This is a genomic window from Gordonia sesuvii (genome assembly GCF_036350415.1).
Classification (GTDB): domain Bacteria; phylum Actinomycetota; class Actinomycetes; order Mycobacteriales; family Mycobacteriaceae; genus Gordonia; species Gordonia sesuvii.
The window spans coordinates 867,973-884,033 of sequence record NZ_JAZDUF010000002.1; the positions used below are offsets into that span (position 1 = coordinate 867,973).

A 16,061-nucleotide genomic window follows, 5' to 3' on the forward strand; every position below is an offset into this window, starting at 1 on the left:
GTGACGATCATCTACCTCGCCTCGTAGAGAATCCCCCGCCCGATCGCCTCTCGCACGACCGGCAGCGCCGCCTGTGCAAGCGCTTCGGCCTCCACCCCGTGGAATCCGGCGAGCAAGTCGATCAGCGCGGCCAACGGCACCTCACCGCGGCACCCGGCCAGGAGCGCACGCGAGACCTCGTCCACACCGAGGACCGCGCCGGGACCGCCCGGACGTCGTACCGCGGCCGAGACCTGTTGCCAACCTTCACTGCCGGGAAGGTACTGCTCGTCCAGGAAGATCGGCGCCGACGACAGCCTCGTGGCGAGCAGTTGCTCGTCGGTCGTCGTCCGCAGGTAGTGACGTCGAGCCAGGAACGCTTCGGCTTCCGATCCGGTGATCTCCTCCCCTGCGCCGACGATCTCTTCGATGACCTGGTCCGGCTCGCCGTGTGACCCGTCGGGCGGACGCCGCAGCGTGATCGACCCCATCCCGATGCCGGCGATGTCGTTCTCGCGGAACCAGTCCAGCCATCGCGCTCCCCGCTCCGCCGCGACGTCGGTCGACTCCCCGGCATCCGAGAGCCACAGCGAGATATAGGTGATGGGATCGGCGAACTCACGTTGCACCACCCATGCGTCGAGTCCGGTGCCGGCGAGCCATCCCCGCACCCGGTCCTGCCAATCCGTGTCGTTCGGCACCATCCAGTTCGCCAGCAGCTGTGCTGTACCACCAGGATTGAGGTGAGCGGGAACCTGTCGGATCAGATCGGCGCACAGTGCGTCGCCGGCGACTCCGGAATCGCGGTAGATGTAGTCCTGCGTTCCCGCCCCGATGACGAACGGGGGGTTAGACACGATCAGGTCGAACCGCTCCCCCGCAACGGGTTCGAACAGGCTGCCCGAACGCAGGTCCCAGCTCATGTCGTTGAGACGGGCGGTCGCCGCGGCCAGCGCCAGCGCCCGCGGGTTGGTGTCGGTTGCGACGATCTCGTCGCAGTGCGTGTCGAGGTGCAGCGCCTGGATGCCACAGCCGGTCCCGATGTCGAGCGCACGGTGTACAGGTCGCCGGATCACCGCCCGCGCCAACGACACCGACGCGCCGCCGATGCCGAGGACGTGGTCGGGCGCCACCGGAGCGGCGCGCATCACGGCGTCCTGATCGGACACGACGAGATAATCGCGGACGTCGTCGGCGTGCGGACGGATGTCGAGCGCGGCCCGCAGCATGCCGCCACCGGCTCGGGTGAGCACGCCGTTGCCGAGCAGCGCATCGATCCCGGACTCCGGAAATGCCGCCGCCACATCTGCTTCCGACTCGTCGGCGCCGAGCAGGAAAAGGCGCGTGATGGTCGCGAGCGCCACGGTCTCCTCCGGTACCCCACGGGTGGCGGCAAGCGCGGGCCACCAGACACCACGACCGAGCGCCTCGTTCGCGGCCTCGCCGAGGAGGTCGCCGACCCCGTCGCCGGTGTACCCGGCGCAGCGTAGATCCCTGCCGAGCGCATCGACGACGTTCGCGTCGGTGAGCGGCATGCCGGCGGTCATCCGACCTTCCGGTACTTCTTGTGCATCGCCTGTTTCGACACGCCGAGCAGCAGTCCGATCTCGGCCCACGAGAGCCCGGCGTGCCGGGCCCGCCGGACCGCCACCTCCTCCTCGCGAGCGAGGTCGCGTCGCCGGGCGGCAACCCGCGCGAGTTCCTCGACCGGCGTCCGCCCGTCATCGGCGTCGAATCCCGTCTTCATGACACCAGCGTGCCGTCTGCGCGACGTCTCGTCAACCACGGTTGACGGCGAAGGGGGTCCCAGGACTTATGTTGTGCACAACCAAAATCGTGTAGCGTCGGGGACGTGACCGATGTTCGACTCGATGAGCAGCTCTGTTTCGCGCTGTACTCGGCGTCGCGGGCAGTGATCGCGGCGCAGCGGCCCGGGCTGGCCGAGCTGGGGCTGACCTACCCGCAGTACCTCGCGATGCTGGTCCTCTGGGAAGAGGACGAGATCACCGTGACCCGACTGTGCCGGCGATTGCAACTGGATTCCGGCACGGTATCCCCGCTGCTCCGCAGGCTCGAGACGCTCGGATATCTGACCCGCCGCCGATCGACGGAAGACGAACGGTCGGTCACCGTGGCCCTCACGCCCGAGGGCGCCGCCCTCGGGGCCCGCGCGGACTGCGTGTACGACTCGCTGACATCGGCGATCGCGGAAGCCGCCGAGCAGTACGTCGACAACGAGATCCCCTTCGACATCGATGATCTGGTCCGGCTCCGCACCACTCTGCATCAACTGACCGGCGAACTGCGTCGGCATCTCGATGAACCAACCACCCGAAAGGACGCACCATGAACCCGATCTACACCGCCGAGGCCCTCGCCACGGGTGACGGCCGCAACGGACACGCTCGTTCGTCGGACGGGAAGCTCGACCTCGATCTGGACATGCCCAAGGAACTCGGCGGTTCGGGTGTCGGCACCAACCCCGAGCAGCTGTTCGCGACCGGCTACGCGGCCTGCTTCCACAGCGCGCTGCGGCTCGTTGCCGGTCAGGCCGGCGCGGACGTCACCGACTCCACCGTCGGTGCCCGGGTGTCGTTGGGCTCCAACGATTCCGGCGGCTTCGAACTGGCCGTCGAGCTAGAGGTCACGCTGCCCGCGGTGGAGGCGGGTGCAGCCAAGGAACTCGTCGACAAGGCGCACGAGGTCTGCCCGTACTCGAATGCCACCCGCGGGAACATCGACGTCACGCTGACCATCGCCGACGACTGAGACACTTCCACTCCCGTCCGCACCTCCCTGAAAGGACCTATGGCTTCCCTCGATCTGATTCGCACCAAGAAAGACGCCCGCGGACCCCGCATCGCACGACTCGCGCTGGGCACCATCCTCACCACCGCGGGTGTCGGTCATCTCACGTTCCAGCGCAAGGAGTTCCAGGCCCAGGTCCCCGACGTGATCCCGCTGGACAAAGATCTCACGGTCATCGCCTCCGGGGTGGCCGAGGTCGGTCTGGGCCTGAGCCTGATCGCCCTCCCACGTCACCGCCGGACGGTCGGCGCGATCGCCGCCGCCTTCTTCGTCGCCGTCTTCCCCGGCAACATCCATCAGTACCGGGAGAAGATCGACGCCTTCGGCCTCGATACCGACGGCAAGCGACTCGGGCGGCTGTTCGGCCAGCCGGCCCTCGTCGCGGCCGCCTGGTACGCCCGCGGCTGATACGCCGCCTATAGGCCGGCAACCACACCGGCCACAACCACCACTCGACGGCTCGGCGATACTGCCGAGCCGTCGATGGCTCTCATCGTCGCCGAGATCGTGCTACATCTGGTGCAGGAACGTCATCCGTCGCCGCAATGCCGGGGCATACGGACCACTCACCCGACGCGATCTCTCTGCGCTCGCGTTCTCCGGACGCCAGAAAGGCGACACTGCGATGACCACCCTCGACGACGCACCCAACCCGACCGACCTCACCAACCCGCTGCGTAGCCTGAGTGCAACCGAGATCATCTCCGCGCGAACCATTCTCGCCGAAGCAGGCCATGTCTCGACCACCACACGGTTCGTCTACGTCGGACTCGACGAACCCGAGAAGACGGCGATCCTCGCATTCGAGGCCGGTTCCGGTCCGGCGCCGGACCGCCGCGCCCGGGTCATGCTGCTCGATACCGCCACCGGAGACGCGCTCGACGCCGTGGTGTCGGTGTCCCTGGGGCACGTGATCTCCACGGACGAGATCGACCACGCCGTCGGCCAACTGCCCATCCTGGATGCGGAGTTCGAACTCGTCGCCGAGTTCCTGGCCGGTGAACCACGTTGGCGCGACGCCCTCCGCAAACGCGGCGTCGATCCGTCGAAGACCGTTGCCGTACCGCTGTCGGCGGGAACCTACGAGAACCCCGGCGAGGCCGGAAAGCGCATAGTCCGCTCGTTCGCCTTCGTGCAGCAACACGACAAGGACCTGCCGTGGGCTCATCCCGTCGACGGCCTCTGCGCCTACGTCGACATCATCAACCGCGAGCTCGTCGACCTCGTCGATCACCGGGTCTTCGACGTACCCGCGGAGTCGGGCAACTTCGACACCCCGGAGGTCGCGGGCCCGCCGCTCGAAGGTCTCAAGCCCATCGAGATCACCCAACCGGAGGGTCCCAGTTTCACCGTCTCGGGAGAGCACATCGAGTGGGCCAACTGGTCTCTGGACATCTCCTACGATCAACGCGAGGGCCTGATCCTCCGCAAACTCCGGTACCAGGGCCGCGACGTCCTCTACCGCGCATCGATCAACGAGATGGTCGTCCCCTACGCGGACCCGTCCCCGAGCCGCTACTGGCAGAACTACTTCGACACCGGCGAATACGTGTTCGGCCGCTATGCGAACGAGTTGGCGCTGGGCTGCGACTGTCTCGGCGAGATCTACTACTTCGACCTCACCCTCGCCGACGAGCAAGGTTGCCCGCGGACCGTCAAGAACGGTATCTGCATGCACGAAGAGGACTACGGGACGCTCTGGAAGCACTCCGACATCTTCACCGGCATGAGCGAGGTCCGGCGGCAACGGCGGCTGGTGATCAGCTTCTTCACCACGGTCGGCAACTATGACTACGGGTTCTACTGGTATCTCTACCTCGACGGCACCATCGCGCTCGAGGCGAAGCTGACGGGCATCGCCTTCACCGCTGCGTATCCCGAGGAGGGATCGGATCACCAGACCCTGGTCGCACCCGGCCTCGGACTCCCCTATCACCAGCACCTGTTCAGTGCCCGCCTCGACATGATGGTCGACGGCCTCGCCAACGCCGTCGACGAGGTCGACGCGGTGCGGGTTCCGATGGGTGACGGCAATCCCTGGGGCAACGCGTTCACCGTCGCCAGGACACGGATCGCGTCGGAGGCCGATGGCGCCCGGATGGCCGACGCCGGATCGGGACGCACATGGCACATCGTGAACACCGAGAAGACCGGCCGGATGGGCCACCATCCCTCCTACGCGCTCCACGCCGAGCAGACCCCGATGCTGCTCGCAGACCCGGAATCCTCGATCGCGGGACGCGCCGGATTCACCACGCGGGCGCTCTGGGTCACCCGATACGACGCCTCCGAGCGGTATGCGGCAGGTGATTTCGTGAACCAGAGTGCGCTGGGACAGGGGCTGCCGGCCTACCAGGCGGCGGACCGGCCGGTGGACGGCGAGGACATCGTCCTCTGGCACACATTCGGCCTGACCCACTTTCCCCGCACCGAGGACTGGCCCATCATGCCCACCGACTACGCAGGGTTCACCTTGAAGCCGTACAACTTCTGCGACGCCAACCCCGTCATGAACGTGCCGCCGAACGCGTCGAAGCACTGTTGCAGCGACGATCGGTGAGCTCAGCGCGGTGCCGACGTGGTCCGTCGCACCGCCAGTCGCGGTGGGTGACGATAGATCTGCTGCGGAGCCGTCAGTCGGTCCATACGGCGGAGCAGGAACTTGGCCCCCTGCGCCCCGACGGCGAAGTTCCCGTTGTCAACCGACGTCAGGGAGATGTGCCTCAGGCTCGCCAGCCGGGTGTCGTCGTACCCGATCAGTGACAGATCGCCCGGCACCGAGACGCCGCGGTCGTCCGCGGCGGACATCGCCCCCAGGCACGCCATGTCGTTGAACGCCAAGATGGCTGTCGGCGGTGCCGCCGTGTCGAGCAACCGTCCGGTCGCGGCGTAGCCACCCTCCTCGGTGGTCCCACCGAACTCGACGACGTGCTCCACGCCCGCGTCGGCCGCTGCGATCGCGTCCTCGAATCCCTTGCGCCGCAGTCGCCCGACCATTCCGGGACCCTGAATGTGTGCCAGACGTCGGTGCCCGAGAGCGAGGAGGTGCTCGGTGGCCAGCCGGGCACCGAGATGGTCATCGTCCACCGCGATGTCCACGGTCGGCAGATCGGGTTCGAGTGTCCCGGCGAGAACCACCGGAATCGACTCGGCGGCACGTTCGACGTCCACCCTCGCATCGGTCGTGCCGACCACCACGAGTCCGTCGACCTGTCGCGACAGCAATGTCTCGACGGTGTTGCGGCCGACCTGGTGGTCGAGGCGACTGTCGACCAGAAGGGGCGCGACGTCCACCGCGTCGAACGTGGTGGCCAGGCCTTCGAGCAGGCTGACATACCAGGGGTTTCGCAGATCGTTGATGACGACACCGACTGTGCCGCTACGTGATTCGGAGAGTCCACGGGCGATCGAGTTGGGGCGATAGTTCAACTCGGTCATCGCCGAGCGGACCCGCTCACGTCGCTCCGCGCTGACATTGGGTTCGTCGCGCAGCACTCGGGACACCACCGACTTGGAGACGCCGGCATGAGCGGCGACATCGCGGATCGTCGCGCGGCGAGGAGCCGCCGCGACGTCGGACGCGACTTCGTCATGACTCACGATCAACCATCCTATTGTTCCGACGCGAACCCTTGCCCTCGTGACCCACGCCACGTATGGTGACGACTGGGACCGGTCCCAGTATTGTCCCACACATTCTCGCGGAGGAGCTCGAGTTGGTACGAATCGCCCTGATCGGCGCCGGATTCATCGGCTCCGTGCATGCGACGAACCTCGCCGAACACCCCGAGGTGGAGTTCGTGGGTGTCCATGACCTCGATGCGCCGCGCGCGGCGGCTCTCGCCGCAAGGTCGCAGACCCGCGCGCTCGATCTCGACCAGGTCTTCGACGCTCAGTCGACCGATGCCGTTCTGATCGCGTCGTCCACCGACAGCCACGCCGACCACCTGCGCCACGCCGCCGACGCGGGACTTGCCACGTTGTGCGAGAAGCCCATCGACCTCGACCTCACCCGGGCGAACGAAGTGGTCGCGGAGATCGGCGTGCCGGGAGCACCGATGATGGTGGATTTCAACAGACGGTTCGACCGCGACCACGCGGAGTTGCAGCGATCGGTGCGATCCGGCGACATCGGGACCGTTGAACTGGTGCAGATGACGTCTCGCGGTCCGGCCCTGCCCCCGTTCGGCTATATCGAAGCGTCCGGCGGACAGATGCGCGACCAGGCAGTGCACTTCTTCGATCTCGCGCGCTGGATCACCGGGGAGGACCCGGAGTCCGTATTCGCCACCGGATCGGTCTTCACCGATCCCCGGATGGCTCACCTCGGTGATGTCGACACCTCGGCGGCGACGTTGCGGATGCCCAGCGGCGCGCTGGTGCAGATCGACTGCACGCGACGCACCGGGTACGGGTACGACGAGCGCATCGAGGTGCTCGGCTCGGACGGCCTGATCGAGTCCGGTCGGCATCGCGTGGGTTCGGTGGTCCGGTACGGCTCGGGCCGTGTCGTCGGCGATGGGCTGCACGCGGGCTGGTTCGAGCGAGTCGCACCGACCTATCGCGCCGCCCTTGATCACTTTCTCGCCGCCATCACGTCGGGGGCCGCCGTCGGCCCCACCCTGGGCGAGGCGCTCAAGGCCCAAGCGGTCGCCGAGGCGGCCACCCGGTCGTTGGAATCCGGCCGCCTCGCACGCATCTCCTACCCCGTACTCGTGAGCACCCCAGCTCGGTGACACTTCCGCTCGGTGAACCCCCGAGCAGACCCGCCAACAGTCCGACCCAACGAAGGGACACAGCATGAGCAACATCATCGTCGGATCCGCGCCCGACTCCTGGGGCGTCTGGTTCCCGGACGATCCACAGCAGACCCCCTACACCCGATTCCTCGACGAGGTCGCGGCCTCCGGCTACGAGTGGATCGAGCTGGGCCCGTTCGGTTACCTGCCCACCGACCCGAAGCACCTGCTCGATGAACTCGGCGAGCGTGGACTGAAGCTCTCGGCCGGCACCGTCTTCGAGCACCTGCACCAGGATGATTCGTGGGACGCGGTATGGACACAGATCGAGGACGTCGCCAAACTCACGGCGGCGGTCGGCGGCAAACACGTCGTTGTGATTCCGGAGATGTGGCGCGACCCCGCGACCGGCGAAGTCCTCGAGGACCGTGACCTGACAGATGCGCAGTGGCGCAAGAAGACCGAGGGCATGAACGAGCTCGGCAAGGCCATGTTCGAGAAGTACGGTGTGCGTGCGCAGTACCATCCGCACGCGGACAGTCACGTGGACACCGAGGAGAACATCTACCGGTTCCTCGACAACACCGACGGCGAGTTCGTGAACCTCTGTCTCGACACCGGTCACGTGAGCTATTGCGGCGGAGACAATCTCGCGATCATCCACAACCATTCCGAGCGCATCGGATACCTGCACCTCAAGCAGGTCGACGAGACGGTCCGCGCCAAGGTGGCCGCCGACGACCTGCCGTTCGGTGAGGCCGTGCGCCTGGGTGCGATGACCGAACCGCCTCGTGGCATCCCGGAGATGCCGCCGCTGCTCGAGGCGGTCGCCGACCTCGACATCGACATCTTCGCCATCGTCGAACAGGACATGTACCCCTGCTCCCCCGATGCCCCGTTGCCCATCGCCCAGCGCACCCAGAAGTACCTGGGTTCCTGCGGTGTGCCGGCCGTCCGCTTTCGCTGACCACATATCCCCCGGTCCCTGAGGAGCGAGCCTGCGAGCGTCACCCCGATCCCTGAGGAGCGAGCTTGCGAGCGTCACAAAGGGTCACGAAGGGCCCTTCGTGACGGTCCTCCGCTAGCGCTCCGAACCTCCTCAGGGAACAGGTGATTGGGACGCGAGCATCGTTCCCCCTGGTCCCTGAGTAGCGAGCTTGCGAGCGCGCCGCCCTGAGTAGCGAGCTTGCGAGCGTATCGAAGGGTATCGAAGGGTCACGAAGGGCCACCACACGAGAAAGAGACAACATGAAGGTTGCACTCGACCCCACCCCGTTCCACCACAGCCACTCATTGCTCGAATTGCCCGGCGTCGTCGCCGATCTCGGCTACGAGTATCTGCAGTTGACCCCGCATGTGGACATGATTCCGTTCTTCAACCACCCCAAGGCCGACGACGCCCTGGTGGCGAAGTTCCGCAAGGCCTGCGCCGACGCGGGCGTCGGCATCGCCTCGGTGCTGCCGGTGCTGCGCTGGTCCGGACCGGACGAGGACGCCCGCGAGGCCGCGGTCCGCTACTGGAAGCGGGCGATTCAGATCACCGTCGACCTCGGCGTCAACGTGATGAACACCGAATTCTCCGGCCGCCCCGAAAAGCCCGAGGAGTCCGAACGGGCCTTCTACCGGTCGATGGAAGAACTGGTGCCGATCATCGAGCGCGAAGGTATCGACGTGCGGATCGATCCACATCCCGACGATTTCGTCGAGGACGGTCTCGCCGCCATCCGGATGATCCGCGGCATCAACTCGAAGAACTTCGGTCTGGTGTATGTCGCCTGCCACAGCTTCCACATGGGCGGGAACATGGCCGAGATCATGACCACCGCCGGCGACATGCTGCGCCTGGTCCATGTCGCCGACACCATGGATCATCATGCCTCCCATGGTCTTCGCTACATCACCAATCCGCCTGGCAACGCCGTGCGCGTACATCAGCACCTCAAGATCGGCGACGGCGACGTCAACTGGGACGAGTTCTTCGGCACCCTGGGTGAGATCGGCTTCTACGACCGCGACGACACCGTCATGGTCTCCAGTGTGTTCGCCGAGAACGAGAACGCGCACGAGGTCTCGCGGTATCAGCTGGCCACGATGCGCGAGCTCATCGCCAAGAACAGGACCTGAAACGTGGGCGTACGCCTCCCCTCGGCACGGACTCCCGACCCTTCGACCGCACCGAGACTGCGCTGGGGCATCCTGGGGCCCGGTTGGATCGCGGAGCGTTTCGTCGCAAGTCTCCTCGAGCACACGCCGCAGGAGGTGAGCGCGGTCGGTTCACGGTCCGCCGACCGCGCCGAGGAGTTCGCGCGTCGGATGGGCCTCCCTGTTGCGCACGGCAGTTACCAAGCGCTGGTCGGCGATCCCGACGTCGACATCGTGTACGTGAGCACACCGCACCCCCAGCATCATCGATGTGCGCTCGACGCGATCGCGGCCGGCAAACACGTACTGGTCGAGAAACCGATGGGGATCAACGCCGCTCAGGCACGCGAGATCTTCGCGGCCGCACGAGCGGCGGGGGTCTTTGCCGGCGAGGCGATGTGGACCCGATTCTTGCCCAAGTTCGACGTCGTCCGCCAGATCCTCGATGACGGCCTGCTCGGCACGATCCACACAGTCGTGGCCGACCACGGGGAATTCTTCACCCCCGATCACCGAATCTACGATCCGGCACTCGCCGGCGGACCGATGCTGGATCTGGGGACCTATCCGATCGCGTTCGCGCGGTGGATCCTCGGTGACGTGGAGACGGTGGCCGCGTTGGGGCAGTCGGCCAACGAGGAACTGAACGGACAGATCTCGGCCACGCTCGGGCACGTCGGTGGAGGTCAATCGCTGGTGAACACGACGATCCTGTCGAACACGCCGACCACGGCTTTCGTCGCGGGCGAGGACGCCTACCTGGAACTGCCCGGCCCGTTCTACCAGCCGGGCCCGTTCCGGCTCGTCCCCCGCGGGGCCGAGCCACTCACGCACGAGGAGAACCACGCGCCGCACGCGGATGGTCTGCACTTCTCGGCCTCGGACGCGGCACGTCGGATCGCCGACGGCGCGGTCGACTCGGCCATCCACCCACCGACCGATGTGATCGGCACGCTCGAGGTGATGGACCGGGTCCGTGCAGAGCTCGGGATCGTCTTCCCCGGAGAACGCTGACCCCCGGCCCATCGGCACGCATGTGCCGGCAGCGTCCGGCAAGATCATGGCGATGACACCTTCTCCGGGCGCGGGCCTGCGATGAGCGGCGCGGAGCTGATCTTCTACCACGGGCCGATGGGTGCCGGGAAGTCGACGTTCGCGCTGCAGACCCACTTCAACCAAGGACAACAGGGGCGAACGGGACTTCTCCTGACCACTCTCGATCGCTCAGGCGAGGCCGAGGTGACCAGCCGGATCGGTCTGAGTGCGGATGCGGTCGCTCTCGGCCCCGGCGAGGATCTCCGGGCGACGGTGCTGGGCCACCACGAGCGTCAAGAACTCGACTACCTCGTCTGCGACGAGGCCCAGTTCCTCACCCCGACCCAGGTCGATCAGCTGGCGCGCATCGTCGACGACGCCGGGATCGACGCGTTCACCTTTGGTCTGCTCACCGACTTCCGGTCGGTGCTGTTCCCGGGCTCGGCCAGACTCGTGGAGATCGCCGACGAGGTCCACCGGATGCAGGCGATCGTGCTGTGCTGGTGCGGCCGGCCGGGATTCCTCAACGCGCGCATCGTCGACGGACGGGTGGCCCGGACGGGTGCGGTTATCGCGGTGGGCGACACCCACGACGGACCTGTCGTCTATCGGGCCCTGTGCCGACGCCACTACGTGAAAGGCCGCGCGGCACGCTGATCAACCGCACGTGGTGCGCGAGGGGGGACTTGAACCCCCACGTCCGTAGACACTGGAACCTAAATCCAGCGCGTCTGCCAATTCCGCCACTCGCGCGTGTCGCCGGCCACACCGGCGCCGGGGTCAGCGTACCGCCCGCGAGCCGATCATCGCTGGCCAGGTACCGTCGAGGGTATGCAGTCAGGTTCGTCGACCCCGCGGCGCAGGCACCGGCCGGCGCTCATCGCGCTGGTGGTCATCGCTGCGGTGGCCTGTCTGACGCTGGCCTGGTGGCAGTGGGATCGATACGAGTCGTCGTCGGGGACGGCGCAGAACCTCGGGTACGCCCTGCAGTGGCCCGCGTTCGCCGTCGCGGTGCTCTGGGCCTACCGCCGGTTCGTGGTGCTGGAGAACAACTCGGCGGAGCAGAGCAAGGTCGCACACGGCACCAAAGGCCCGACCGAGATCCCGGCAGGCATCCTGCCCGACCGGCCGACGACGCCGAGCGCTTCCTCGTTGGCCTCGCGCCCCTCGGCGGGTGAGGACTCCGCGCTGGCCGAGTACAACACATTCCTGGCCGATCTCGATCGGTCCGACCATCCCGACGTGAGCAGTGAGGAACGCCCGAGGTGACCGACACGACCGACACAGGCACGACGACCCCCGTGGAGAAGGTCCGCGGCGCCTTGCTGCGCTACCGCGTCCTGGCGTGGATCACCGGCCTGTGGTTGCTGCTGCTCGTCGCCGAGCTGGTGTTGAAGTACGGCTTCGACGTCGACGCACTCGATTTCGTCCCGATCGTGCACGGCTGGGTCTACTTCGTGTATCTGATCCTGACCATCGACCTCGCCATCAAGGTCCGCTGGCCCCTCGGCAAGATCATCTCGACATGCATCGCGGGCACCATCCCGTTCCTGTCGTTCTGGTTCGAGCACAAGCGCACCCAGGAAGTGAAGGCGGAGTTCGGTCTCTGACCGCCCTTCGTGACGCTCGGCTAGCGCCTCGCTCCTCAGGGAACGGTCAGAGACACCACCCGAACCTGAGCGTGCGGCGGGTCGTCACCACCCGATCCCTGAGGAGACCCGGAGCTTGCGGAGGGTCGTCACGAAGGGCCATGCCGACACAACGAGAGGTTCACGAGGTGATCGCCGCCTCGTGACGCCGTGGTCGGCATCCGTTCACCCACCACGGACAACACTGAGCGGGTGCGCATCGTGCAACTCGCCAATTTCTACGGGGCACGCTCGGGCGGCCTCCGGACCGCGGTGGATCGGTGGGGAGCCGGGTATGTCGCCGAGGGCCACGAGGTGGTGCTCGTCGTTCCGGGAGCGCACGACGGTGCCGAGACGCTGCCCTCCGGTGTCCATCGTCTGTCCGTCCGCGCACCCCGGCTGCCGTTCTCGGGCGGCTATCGGGTGGCGTCACCCGGTCGGGTCGCGGACATCCTTCGCCACCTGCGGCCGGACGCTCTCGAGGTCTCGGATCGGCTGACGCTCCGTGGCTTCGGACGCTGGGCCCGCGACCGGGACGTGCACTCGACGATGGTCTCGCACGAGCGGCTCGACCGCCTGCTGAGCATGGCGATGCCACATCCGGTGGCCCGCTCGATGGCCGACGAGGCCAACCGCCGCACCGCGCGATCGTTCGACACCGTGGTGTGCACCACCGATTTCGCCGCCGCCGAGTTCGGCCGGATCGGGGCGACCAACGTGCGGCACGCACCGTTGGGGGTGGACCTCGACGTCTTCGATCCGCGCCATGCCGACCCCGAGGTCGGGGCGCGCTTCGCCGACGACACAACCACTCTCATCACCCATTGCGGTCGGCTGTCGCCGGAGAAGCGGCCGGACCGCAGCATCGCGGCCATCGCCGAACTGCACTCGTCACGGCGACGGGTCCATCTCGTCGTCGCCGGGGACGGCCCCCGCAGACCGGCGCTGCAGCGCGCCGCTCGCGGCCTGCCGGTCACCTTTCTGGGCCACCTTGCCGACCGCCGGCAGGTGGCCGCATTGTTGGCGACAACCGAGATCTCCCTGGCACCCGGGCCGCACGAGACGTTCTGTCTGTCCGCGCTGGAGTCGTTGGCGTCGGGTACCCCGGTGGTGGCGTCGCGGTCCTCGGCCGTCGCCGGCCTCGTCGATCCCACCTGCGGTGCGCTGGCGCACAATACTGCGGCCGGGTTCGCCGAGGCCATCGAGCAGGTGCTCGAACTCCCCCGCCCGGAGCGGGAATCCGCGGCGCGACGTCGTGCAGCACTGTTCCGTTGGCCCGATTCGGTGGCACGGATGCTGGCCATCCACCGCGGGGCGGAGGGCGAGCCGGTGTCAGTCGGCCAGCGACCGTAAAGTCGGCACCAGTCGCGCCAGCGCCGTGCCCCGGTGACTGAGCGCGTCCTTCTCCTGAGCCGACAGCTCGGCCGACGAACGCCCCTGCGCCACAGCATCATCGGGCGCGAACAACGGATCGTATCCGAAGCCGTTGGCACCTCGTGGCTCGCGCAGGATCGTGCCCCGCCACTCCCCGCGCACCACGGTTCGCTCCCCCGACGGGACCACCAGCGCGCAGGCGGACACAAATGCCGCGCCCCGCCGCTCGTCGGGCACATCGGAGATCTGGGCCAGCAACAGATCATTGTTGGCCTGATCGTCGCCGTGGCGGCCGCTCCACCGTGCCGACAGCACCCCCGGCATTCCGTTCAGTGCGTCCACCGACAGTCCGGAATCATCTGCCAGACATGCCAATCCGGTTGCTTCTACACCGGCGACCGCCTTGATCAGAGCGTTGTCCTCGAACGTCGCGCCCGTCTCCGGCACCTCTCGGTACTCGTCCACGGTATCGAGTCCGATGACCTCGATACCGTCGATACCGGCCGCGTCGAGCACTCGCTGCAGTTCGACCAGCTTCTTGGCGTTGCGGCTGGCCACCAGCAGTTTCGGCATCAGGACCCCGTTGTCAGGACTTGGTCGGGAGTGTGCCGGGATACGGCGCGGCGAGCACCTCACGCTGCGCCTCGAAGAGCTTCTCCGTACCGGCCATCGCGACATCGAGCAGCTTGTCGAGGGTGGCGCGCGGGAAGGTGGCGCCTTCTCCGGTGCCCTGGACCTCGACCAATGTGCCGGCATCGGTGGCGACCACGTTCATGTCGACCTCGGCACGCGCGTCCTCCTCGTAGGGAAGATCGATTCGCACCCGGCCGTCCACGACGCCCACACTCACCGCGGCGATCATGCACGACAACGGTTGTGGATCGTTCAGCCGATCGGCGGCTTTCAGATAGGTGATGGCGTCGGCCAATGCGACGTAGGCACCTGTGATCGCGGCGGTTCGGGTGCCGCCGTCGGCCTGCAGCACGTCGCAGTCGATCGCGATGGTGTTCTCGCCGAGTGCGCCGAGGTCGATACAGGCCCGCAGCGACCGGCCGACGAGTCGGCTGATCTCGTGAGTCCGGCCACCGACGCGACCCTTCACCGACTCCCGGCTCGACCGCTCGTGGGTCGACGACGGCAGCATCGCATACTCGGCGGTCAGCCAGCCGAGGCCCGAGCCGCGCCGCCAGGGGGGCACGCCCTCGGTCACGCTCGCCGTGCACATCACGCGCGTGGCACCGAATTCGACCAGTACAGAACCCGCCGGATGGGTCGTGAAACCGCGGGTGAAGGTGATCGGTCGGAGTTCGTCGTCGGCCCTGCCGTCAGCTCGTGTCGTCACGGCACCAACTCTAACGATGGGGCACCGGAGGCGGCCGAGGCGGGAGGTCTCGATACGCGTCGGGCTCGCTGCGCTCGCACGTCGCTACTCGACCATCGGTTGGAAAGCGTCGCTCGACCACCGGGTGGGGCCACGGTTGGACGTCGCTACTCGGGCACCGGGTGATTCACTGCTCAGGGCACCAGGTCGAAGATCTGACCGGGCCGGACGAGGTTCACCGGACCGGAGAAGGTCGAGCGCGCCTCCGCGAGGATCTCCTCGGCGTCGTACCAGGGGGCCAGGTGGGTCAGGGCCAGGGAACGCACGCCCGCCTTGGTGGCGATCTGGCCCGCCTCGTACCCGGACAGGTGCAGATTGGGTGGCCGGTCGTCCGGTGCGTGCGTCCAGGTCGCCTCGCACAGGAAGATATCGGCCGCTTCGGCGACCTCGACGACCTCGTCGCACATGCCGGTGTCACCGCTGAACGCGACGACCTGGCCGTCGGGCCCGGTCACCCGCAGCCCGAAGGTCTCCGGCGGGTGGTTGACGCGGACCGGTGTGATGGTCATCCCGCGCAGGTCGACGTCGACGCGATCCTCCCACTCGATGGTCTGGAAGGTGTCGGAGATGTCGTCGACCTCGCCGCTGATCTCCGACGATGCCGAGCCGATCCGCACCGCGGTGCCGGGCGGCCCGTACAGACGGGCCCGCTCCTCGGCGGGGCGCGGCGCATAGCGGCGCCACACCAGCATCGCGGGCAGATCCAGGCAGTGATCGGCATGCAGGTGGCTGAGCACCACGTCGACCTCGACGGGGTCCGCCCGACCCTGGAGTTCACCGAGTACCCCCGGTCCGCAGTCCATCAGGACCGGCCGTTCGCCGTCGACCGAGAGGAGGTAGCCCGAGCAGGCACTACCGGGCCCGCCCACACTTCCGGAACACCCGAGGACGGTCAAACGCATACGCCCTACTGTGCCACGCGGGGTCGAACCGGGACTCGCCTACAGGGTCACAACTGTCCAACGATGACCCGGT

At 67.3% G+C, this 16,061-nt stretch carries 18 protein-coding genes and 1 tRNA gene; 12 read left to right on the forward strand and 7 right to left on the reverse strand.

The window, feature by feature from the left end; translation table 11 throughout:
* Positions 1 to 11 precede the first annotated feature (11 nt).
* Together VZC37_RS10660 and VZC37_RS10665 are read right to left on the reverse strand one after the other, a co-directional pair.
* On the reverse strand, positions 12 to 1,526 hold the full coding sequence (locus tag VZC37_RS10660; protein ID WP_330432420.1) for a DUF7782 domain-containing protein: 1,515 nt from the start codon (positions 1,524 to 1,526) through the stop codon (positions 12 to 14).
* Positions 1,523 to 1,726 (reverse strand): hypothetical protein, encoded by a 204-nt coding sequence (locus tag VZC37_RS10665; RefSeq protein WP_330432421.1) that lies wholly within the window; start codon positions 1,724 to 1,726, stop codon positions 1,523 to 1,525. The genes VZC37_RS10660 and VZC37_RS10665 overlap by 4 nt, the downstream gene beginning before the upstream one ends.
* 105 nt (positions 1,727 to 1,831) lie before the next feature.
* Between VZC37_RS10665 and VZC37_RS10670 the strand changes: the two genes are divergently transcribed.
* From VZC37_RS10670 to VZC37_RS10685, 4 genes are all read left to right on the forward strand, one after another.
* The gene (locus VZC37_RS10670) at positions 1,832 to 2,329 is read left to right on the forward strand and encodes a MarR family winged helix-turn-helix transcriptional regulator (RefSeq protein ID WP_330432422.1); all 498 of its coding nucleotides are present in this window, start codon (positions 1,832 to 1,834) and stop codon (positions 2,327 to 2,329) included.
* A complete protein-coding gene (locus VZC37_RS10675) occupies positions 2,326 to 2,748 on the forward strand; it encodes an organic hydroperoxide resistance protein (protein ID WP_330432423.1) in 423 nt (140 codons plus the stop codon). The genes VZC37_RS10670 and VZC37_RS10675 overlap by 4 nt, the downstream gene beginning before the upstream one ends.
* A 39-nt stretch (positions 2,749 to 2,787) precedes the next feature.
* The gene (locus VZC37_RS10680) at positions 2,788 to 3,195 is read left to right on the forward strand and encodes a DoxX family protein (protein WP_330432424.1); all 408 of its coding nucleotides are present in this window, start codon (positions 2,788 to 2,790) and stop codon (positions 3,193 to 3,195) included.
* Between the two features lie 217 nt (positions 3,196 to 3,412).
* Positions 3,413 to 5,347, forward strand: coding sequence for a primary-amine oxidase (locus tag VZC37_RS10685; protein WP_330432425.1), 1,935 nt, complete (start codon positions 3,413 to 3,415; stop codon positions 5,345 to 5,347).
* A 2-nt stretch (positions 5,348 to 5,349) separates the two neighbouring features.
* On the opposite strand, the gene VZC37_RS10690 is transcribed toward VZC37_RS10685, so the two are convergent.
* Positions 5,350 to 6,387 carry a LacI family DNA-binding transcriptional regulator gene (locus VZC37_RS10690; protein WP_330432426.1) on the reverse strand — a complete coding sequence of 346 codons (1,038 nt, stop codon included), beginning with the start codon at positions 6,385 to 6,387 and terminating at the stop codon, positions 5,350 to 5,352.
* A 116-nt stretch (positions 6,388 to 6,503) separates the two neighbouring features.
* Here VZC37_RS10690 and VZC37_RS10695 point away from each other — a divergent pair, with 116 nt between their 5' ends.
* The 5 genes from VZC37_RS10695 to VZC37_RS10715 all read left to right on the forward strand — a co-directional run bounded on the left by VZC37_RS10695 (position 6,504) and on the right by VZC37_RS10715 (position 11,360).
* Positions 6,504 to 7,523, forward strand: a complete 1,020-nt coding sequence (locus VZC37_RS10695; protein WP_330432427.1) for a Gfo/Idh/MocA family protein — start codon at positions 6,504 to 6,506, stop codon at positions 7,521 to 7,523.
* 64 nt (positions 7,524 to 7,587) lie between these two features.
* On the forward strand, positions 7,588 to 8,493 hold the full coding sequence (locus tag VZC37_RS10700) for a sugar phosphate isomerase/epimerase family protein (RefSeq protein ID WP_330432428.1): 906 nt from the start codon (positions 7,588 to 7,590) through the stop codon (positions 8,491 to 8,493).
* Between the two features lie 281 nt (positions 8,494 to 8,774).
* Positions 8,775 to 9,650 carry a sugar phosphate isomerase/epimerase family protein gene (locus VZC37_RS10705; RefSeq protein ID WP_330432429.1) on the forward strand — a complete coding sequence of 292 codons (876 nt, stop codon included), beginning with the start codon at positions 8,775 to 8,777 and terminating at the stop codon, positions 9,648 to 9,650.
* 3 nt (positions 9,651 to 9,653) lie between these two features.
* Positions 9,654 to 10,682 (forward strand): Gfo/Idh/MocA family protein, encoded by a 1,029-nt coding sequence (locus tag VZC37_RS10710; RefSeq protein WP_330432430.1) that lies wholly within the window; start codon positions 9,654 to 9,656, stop codon positions 10,680 to 10,682.
* Between the two features lie 81 nt (positions 10,683 to 10,763).
* Positions 10,764 to 11,360, forward strand: coding sequence for a thymidine kinase (locus VZC37_RS10715; RefSeq protein WP_330432431.1), 597 nt, complete (start codon positions 10,764 to 10,766; stop codon positions 11,358 to 11,360).
* Between the two features lie 11 nt (positions 11,361 to 11,371).
* On the opposite strand, the gene VZC37_RS10720 is transcribed toward VZC37_RS10715, so the two are convergent.
* Positions 11,372 to 11,456: transfer RNA gene (locus VZC37_RS10720), tRNA-Leu, on the reverse strand.
* Between the two features lie 78 nt (positions 11,457 to 11,534).
* On the opposite strand from VZC37_RS10720, the gene VZC37_RS10725 reads away from it, so the two are divergent.
* The 3 genes from VZC37_RS10725 to VZC37_RS10735 all read left to right on the forward strand — a co-directional run bounded on the left by VZC37_RS10725 (position 11,535) and on the right by VZC37_RS10735 (position 13,684).
* On the forward strand, positions 11,535 to 11,972 hold the full coding sequence (locus VZC37_RS10725) for a transcriptional regulator (protein WP_330432432.1): 438 nt from the start codon (positions 11,535 to 11,537) through the stop codon (positions 11,970 to 11,972).
* Positions 11,969 to 12,313, forward strand: coding sequence for a DUF3817 domain-containing protein (locus tag VZC37_RS10730; protein ID WP_330432433.1), 345 nt, complete (start codon positions 11,969 to 11,971; stop codon positions 12,311 to 12,313). Before VZC37_RS10725 ends, VZC37_RS10730 begins: the two co-directional genes overlap by 4 nt.
* 231 nt (positions 12,314 to 12,544) lie before the next feature.
* Positions 12,545 to 13,684 (forward strand): glycosyltransferase, encoded by a 1,140-nt coding sequence (locus VZC37_RS10735; protein ID WP_330432434.1) that lies wholly within the window; start codon positions 12,545 to 12,547, stop codon positions 13,682 to 13,684.
* Here the strand turns inward: VZC37_RS10735 and rdgB are convergent.
* From rdgB to VZC37_RS10750, 3 genes are all read right to left on the reverse strand, one after another.
* Entirely contained in the window at positions 13,664 to 14,278 is a 615-nt protein-coding gene (gene rdgB / locus VZC37_RS10740) for an RdgB/HAM1 family non-canonical purine NTP pyrophosphatase (RefSeq protein ID WP_330432435.1), read from the reverse strand. The genes VZC37_RS10735 and rdgB overlap by 21 nt on opposite strands.
* 13 nt (positions 14,279 to 14,291) lie before the next feature.
* Entirely contained in the window at positions 14,292 to 15,047 is a 756-nt protein-coding gene (rph, locus tag VZC37_RS10745) for a ribonuclease PH (protein ID WP_330432436.1), read from the reverse strand.
* Between the two features lie 173 nt (positions 15,048 to 15,220).
* Positions 15,221 to 15,988 (reverse strand): cyclic nucleotide-degrading phosphodiesterase, encoded by a 768-nt coding sequence (locus VZC37_RS10750; RefSeq protein WP_330432437.1) that lies wholly within the window; start codon positions 15,986 to 15,988, stop codon positions 15,221 to 15,223.
* Positions 15,989 to 16,061 lie beyond the last annotated feature (73 nt).